Raw genomic sequence first — 2,950 nt, forward strand, 5'->3', positions numbered from 1 at the left:
GCGCGCATCCGCTTTATAAGGGGAGGGCTGGGGTGGGGTAAAGGACTACGCATCACCGCCATATACTCGTGGATACGCCCAAAATACAGCAGAAATCTATCGATCGCTAGATAACAAACATTAACCGATCGTCAATACTGAAGAACGATGCCATCATCTAAAAGTACTTATTAATCGCCGATGAAGTTAGTTGCCGATCCGAGTATCGAACGTAAGATTGCCAAAATGCAAGAACGGTTGCGGTGGAATCATCCGTTATTCGATCGATTGGGGATCGATCGGACGCAGCTAGTTTTAGACAATCGCATCGACTCGGATGATGGGTTTACATTTTGCGTGCTAGGAGACAGCGGGAATGGCGTACACCGGGGCGATAGTCCCCAACGGCGTGTGGCAGAGCTAATGATGAGGTCGGCTGTTGATGCGCGATTTATCCTCCATACAGGCGATGTCGTTTATCTGGTCGGATCGAGCGAACAGTATCCAGAAAATTTTATTAAACCCTATCGCGAGTTATTAGTTGGGGGCGATCGGAACCTCGCCCAAATTAGTTATGACTCGATGGTCTTCAATCGCCCATTTTTACCAGTACTGGGCAATCATGACTACTACGATCTGCCGATCGCGTATGGCGTACTGTCTCAAATCTTACGTCCCCTGCGGCAAGTTTTTCGGTATGCGATCGATCTCGATGTTGGTTGGCATGGTTCTTATCAGGGCGATGCTTATGCTAGAGCCTTTTTAGATTATCTCAAAGATATCCCCGAATCGGCACTCCAGCAGCACTTAGAACGACACTACACCGCCCAGACAGCGACGGGTAAAGGGTTAAATTACCAGTCGGGGAAGTTTACGCGGCTCCCCAACCGCTATTATCAATTTCGGTATGGGGGGATTGACTTTTTCGCACTCGATTCTAATACATTTAATGTCCCACTGCCGATCGAATCCGATCGTCACCGTCAGACATTACTTGCCGATCTCGATCGATTGCAAGCCGAGCGAGACGAACATTTACAAGTCATTCAAACGCTAGATCCTCACGATCTAGCACCGAAAATCGGCGAACGAGAATCCCTGGACGAATTACTTGGTAAAGTCGAGCAGATTGAAGAATTAATTGGCGATTTGGAAAAACAATTAGACCCCAATGTGGCGAACGAGCGGATCGATATCGAGCAATTGGAGTGGCTAGAGCGTGGATTAGTCGCCTCTTGGGAAGATAAAACCGTGCGGGGACGGATGATTTATTTTCATCATCCCCCGTATGTGACCGAAGCGACTAAATGGCATCAGGGTCAGACTTTAGCGGTGCGGCATTATTTACGAATGGTGTTCGATCGAGTCGAATTAGCAGTCAAACCGCTTGTCGATAACCGTCCGCTGGTCGATCTGGTGATGTGCGGTCACGCTCATTGTTTTGAATACCTAGAAACCCTAGAAACAGGTCATGCCGATCGCGGGATGAAATGGGCGATCTGTGGTGGGAGCGGCTTTAGCCTGCGCCGCCAACGGACTGAGGGAAATATTTTGCAAGAACGAGTTGGCGGTAAGTTGCAGGATGTGGCTGTATCGCATCAATTTTTAGGTAAAACCGGACGCGGTGCGAATAAGTACCACGCTTACTCATGTCTGCAAGTTGATGTTTTACCCGGACGAACTTTGAAATTTCAGCTCAAGCCTCAAGTCGCCGAATATCATCAGCTTCAGTGGCGATACTATGCCAGTAAGTTGGACGGTTAAATAGATCGGGATGAGCAATTCACACACTTGCTCATCAGTTGTTTGAGTAAAGTCCTCATACCACAAACCGACTCAACCAAACTGTGTGGGAGTGTTTAAACATACTAGCCGATCGACTTCAGTTCTCAATTCATTGCAAGTGTCCAGCGGTGCAACGGGAACAGCAATAATTATTTGCTGCGGGTGCTGGGGTTTGAGCATTCCAATCGCCGCTCGCATCATCGCACCCGGCCAACAATTCGATCGATCTTTGACGATCGATCTTCTAAATTACTCTCTAATCATCGCAGCACCATGTACGAGGGTTAATAATGCGCCAAGTTGTTCTTGCCCGTTAGTTGCTAAATCGCTGTTACAGAGATAGAGTCGATCGGAGACACGATGGAGGAGATCGCGTAAAATCCGCTCTAGTCGTCGCTCGTCGTTGGCTTGGGTATCGAGTTCCGTCCACAATTTGCCCGCGCGATCTTGGAGTAACAGATTGGCACCGTAGAGCGTCGCCGCGCCACCTTCTGCCCAGAGGGGCGAACCGACATCCAACCAAAAATGATAGGGGTGCGATCGCTTGCTAGCGCGGTATTGGAAGATATTTGAGAGGGTGACGGCGCGATCTTGGGATTGGAGTTGACTGACGGGGTAGGGATTGGCACTGACGGTACCCTGACGCAGTAGGAGGATAAATTGCGCGGTAATTTGATGGGCGGAGTCTAGATATTCGGCGGCTGTGTGGGTGCGCTCGGCGACTTGCCAATAGTGTTGGGCGGTTTCCATTAATTCCCGCAGGGCGGAAAGTCTGTCGAAGGGTAAATAACTCCCCTGCTGGAAAAAATACCCGATCGCATCGTTTAATAAGTTGAGGGGCGATGGGGGTTGTTGTTGCGATCGCTCTACCCAGGCGAGAATCCGATCGTAGGCTTTGGTAGCACCCGCACCGAGGCGATCCCAGCGTGGGAAGTTTCGATAGGGGAGCAGGCGCGGCTGGGATAGGGAGGGGGCGTAACAGTAATCGGCAAGTAAGCCCGCGCGGACGGGATCGATGGAGGTAATGAGGGGGTTTTGGGGTGGATAAATTGGGCTGATGGTGACGAGGAGATCGGCTACTTCATCGCGACTGGTAAGTTGTCCTAAATTTGGATAGGTTAATGCCATCAGGGTGAGCAATGCGCGCACGCCCGGATCGCTATTTAAGGGTAATTGAGCGTTGAGT

1 protein-coding gene and 1 pseudogene are annotated in these 2,950 nt (G+C 50.1%); one reads left to right on the plus strand and one right to left on the minus strand.

Features of this window, described 5'->3' with window-relative positions; translation table 11 throughout:
• The first annotated feature begins 180 nt into the window (after positions 1-180).
• The gene (locus tag RMO79_RS20020; RefSeq protein ID WP_310485032.1) at positions 181-1,743 is read left to right on the plus strand and encodes a metallophosphoesterase; all 1,563 of its coding nucleotides are present in this window, start codon (positions 181-183) and stop codon (positions 1,741-1,743) included.
• Positions 1,744-2,013: 270 nt separating this feature from the next.
• Here RMO79_RS20020 and RMO79_RS20025 read toward each other — a convergent pair.
• Positions 2,014-2,950: pseudogene (locus RMO79_RS20025) on the minus strand (recombinase family protein); the annotation flags it as partial.

It is taken from the genome of Chamaesiphon sp. VAR_48_metabat_403 (genome assembly GCF_031422475.1).
GTDB lineage: Bacteria > Cyanobacteriota > Cyanobacteriia > Cyanobacteriales > Chamaesiphonaceae > Chamaesiphon.